General features: G+C 70.9%; 4 protein-coding genes. All 4 read right to left on the reverse strand.

Going from position 1 to position 2,867, the window contains the following annotated elements:
• Nucleotides 1-863 (reverse strand): NAD(P)-binding domain-containing protein (locus tag G6031_RS07790; RefSeq protein ID WP_182652935.1); only part of this gene is annotated, 863 nt, incomplete at its 3' end.
• Entirely contained in the window at nucleotides 860-1,195 is a 336-nt protein-coding gene (locus tag G6031_RS07795) for an MSMEG_0570 family nitrogen starvation response protein (protein ID WP_182652936.1), read from the reverse strand. The genes G6031_RS07795 and G6031_RS07790, both read right to left, overlap by 4 nt.
• Nucleotides 1,188-2,078, reverse strand: coding sequence for a carbon-nitrogen hydrolase family protein (locus tag G6031_RS07800; protein ID WP_182652937.1), 891 nt, complete (start codon nucleotides 2,076-2,078; stop codon nucleotides 1,188-1,190). Before G6031_RS07800 ends, G6031_RS07795 begins: the two co-directional genes overlap by 8 nt.
• Before the next feature lie 4 nt (nucleotides 2,079-2,082).
• Nucleotides 2,083-2,607, reverse strand: coding sequence for an MSMEG_0572/Sll0783 family nitrogen starvation response protein (locus G6031_RS07805; RefSeq protein ID WP_179525783.1), 525 nt, complete (start codon nucleotides 2,605-2,607; stop codon nucleotides 2,083-2,085).
• Between the last annotated feature and the right edge of the window lie 260 nt (nucleotides 2,608-2,867).

The following is a 2,867-nucleotide window of genomic DNA, read 5'->3' on the forward strand; positions in this document are numbered from 1 at the left end:
GGGGCGAAGCGCAGCCCGGAGTCCCGGCCCGAGGTGAGCGTGCCGTAGAGCCGCATTCCCTCGGCGGCGAATCGCCGCAGGTCCACGTCCCGCCCGCCGTCGCGGCCCGTGACGTAGTGGTTGGTCTTCTCCTGCGCGGCCTTACCGCCGGGGTACTGCTGTGCCGGGGTGTCGTACAACCCCATGTCCGCGAGCCAGGTCATGCAGTCCCGGCCCCGGTAGAACCGGGCGACGCGCGGGGCGTTGCCCACCGCCAGGTGGACCCGGCGACCGGCGAGGTGCAGGTCCTCGGCGATCTGAGCTCCGGACTGGCCGGACCCCACCACCAGGACCGCGCCCTCGGCCAGCTGGTCGGGGTTGCGGTACTGCTCGGAGTGCAGCTGCGTCACGGAGGGGTCGAGGAACGAGGCGTAGGGCGGGATCACGGGGACCGGGTAGCCGCCGGTGGCCACCACCACCTCGTCCGCGGTGACCGTCCGCTCGCCGACCGGGCCGGCGAGGGTCACCTCGAAGCCGGTGCCGGTCCGGCGCAGCCGGGTGGCGGCCGTGTGCTCGGCGAGCGGCGGGGCGAAGGTCTCCAGCCAGCCGTGCAGCCACTCGACCACCTGGTCGCGGGTCATGAACCCGTCGGGATCGGGGCCCTCGTAGTGGTAGCCCGGCAGCCTGCAGTGCCAGTTGGGCGTGACGAGAGTGAACGAGTCCCACCGGGTGTCGGCCCAGGCGTGGACGGCGGTCTGCTTCTCCACTACCAGGTGGCCGACGCCCGCCGTACCGAGGTGATGGCTCACCGAGAGACCGGCCTGGCCGCCGCCGATGACGAGCACCGGGACATGGGAGCCGGGGGAGACCTGCGTGGGGTTCATGGGTGCTCCTGGGGGGCCGGGGAGGGGGAGGGCTGGGACGTGAAGGGCAGCGGGGGGTGCATGGAGACGACCTCGACGAGGGCATCCCCGGGGTGGGCCCGGGACGCGGAGGCCACCCGTGCGGCGGTGTCCGCCGCCGAGCCGCACAGGAAGCCGTAGCGTTCGCGGACCCGCTCGCCCGCCTCGGTGAGCCCGTCGGTGGCCCGGCGGTGGAACTCGGCCACGCTCAGACGGTCGCCCACGGTGAGGTGGTCGTGGATCACCAGGCTGGGGGAGTAGTAGTCCCGGACCGTCCCGTCGGGCCACCGGACGGCGAAGCTCATCTCAGGCACTGGCGAGCGTCCTCTCGTCGGCCCGATCACTGACCTCGACCAGTGATCCGTACACGTCGGGGCGCCGATCGCGCAGGTGGAACATCCCGGCGCGCATGGCCGCGAAGGTCCCCGCCACGTCGACCTCGGCGACCGCCAGGCCCTCGTCGAGGGTGGTGGTGGCCAGGACGTTCCCGCCGGGATCGACGATCTTGGCGTTGCCGACGTACCGCAGGGACCCGAACGTCCCCGCCTGGTTGGAGGCCACCCAGAACACCTGGTTGTCCAGGGCCCGGGCGGAGTCGAAGAGGTTGAACCGGTAGGTCCAGCGGTCCTCCTGGAGGTTGGCGGCGGTCGCGGTGCGTGCCGCCGGCCACGCGGACAGGGAGGCGATGATCTCGGCGCCCTGCAGTGCCATGACGCGCGCGGCCTCGGGGAACGCCTTGTCGTAACAGATCTGCAGGCCCACCCGGCCGACCGGGGTGTCGAACACCCGGTAGTCGCCGCCGGAGGCATAGGACATGTTCTCCCCGAGGGGCTGGTGCACCTTGCGGTAGGTGCCGTAGACACGGGCTCCGTCGAGGACGGCGGCCGCGTTGTAGCGGCTCACCCCGTCGTCGTCGAGCTCGCAGAACCCGATGGCCACCACCAGGTCTCCGATGATCTCCTGCACCCGCGCGATCTCGGGGCCGTCGAGCCGGATGGCGGGGGGCAGCGACCGGGACGTGGGCGTGGTGTCGCCGTGGTTTCCGAGGCTGGAGAGGTAGCCCCCGATGGCGGCCTCGGGAAAGACCAGGAAGTCGACGCCGCTCTCGCGGGCGATCTCCGTGTAGTGGGCGATGGTCCGGTAGTTCTCCTCGAGGTCGCGGCCGAAGTTGGCGGCGACCGAGCCGATGGTCGTCATGGCATCAGACCATGTAGGTCGAGTTGATGATGGCGCCCTTACGGGCGTAGTGGATCAGGGCGTCCTGCACGTCGAGCGGGTGCGCGGGGATCACGCCCTCGATCAGGTCCTCCTCGCGACCGCCGTGGAGACCGAGCCCGAAGCGGCAGCAGAACACGGTTCCGCCCTCGGAGATGAACGACTCGAGGGACTCGTTGATGTTCTGCTCGCCGGGGAAGCCGGAGTCCCCGGTGGTCGGGAATCCGCGGGTGGCCAGGCAGTTGATCGCGCCGGGGCCGTAGAAGTAGATGGCAGACTCGAAACCCTTGCGCAGGGCGCGGGTGGCCTGGAGGACGGCGACGAAGGAGACGGAGGACTCGTGGGCGATCCCGTGGACGAGCGTGAAGTACGACTCCCCCTCCTCGGCCTTGTAGTCCGGGAAGATCTTGGTGCCGCCGTAGATGCTGGTGCCCTTGGGTAGGGACGGGTGCGGGATCTCCTTGAGGGAGGCGGCGATGTTCTCGGTGATGGTGGCGTCGAACTCGGGCACTGTGGGCTCCTCGGGGACGGGGTCACCGGACGGGTTCCGATGACATGGCAGCGAGTACACGCCCGGACCGTTACCGCTGCGTGTCGGTCCGTTACCGGGTGGTTGCGATTGGAACAACGCATCCGGCGCCGACGTAACATTGCGACCGACGCCGCCACCCGGTGGCGGCACAGTGGCGGCACCGTGGCGGCTCTGCGGCGCGACCGCTGCGGCACCGCGGGGGTCCTGTGGCGGCTCCGCGCGGCCCGTGGAGTCGCCCC

It is taken from the genome of Dietzia sp. CQ4 (assembly GCF_014145125.1).
GTDB classification, from domain to species: Bacteria; Actinomycetota; Actinomycetes; order Mycobacteriales; family Mycobacteriaceae; genus Dietzia; species Dietzia natronolimnaea.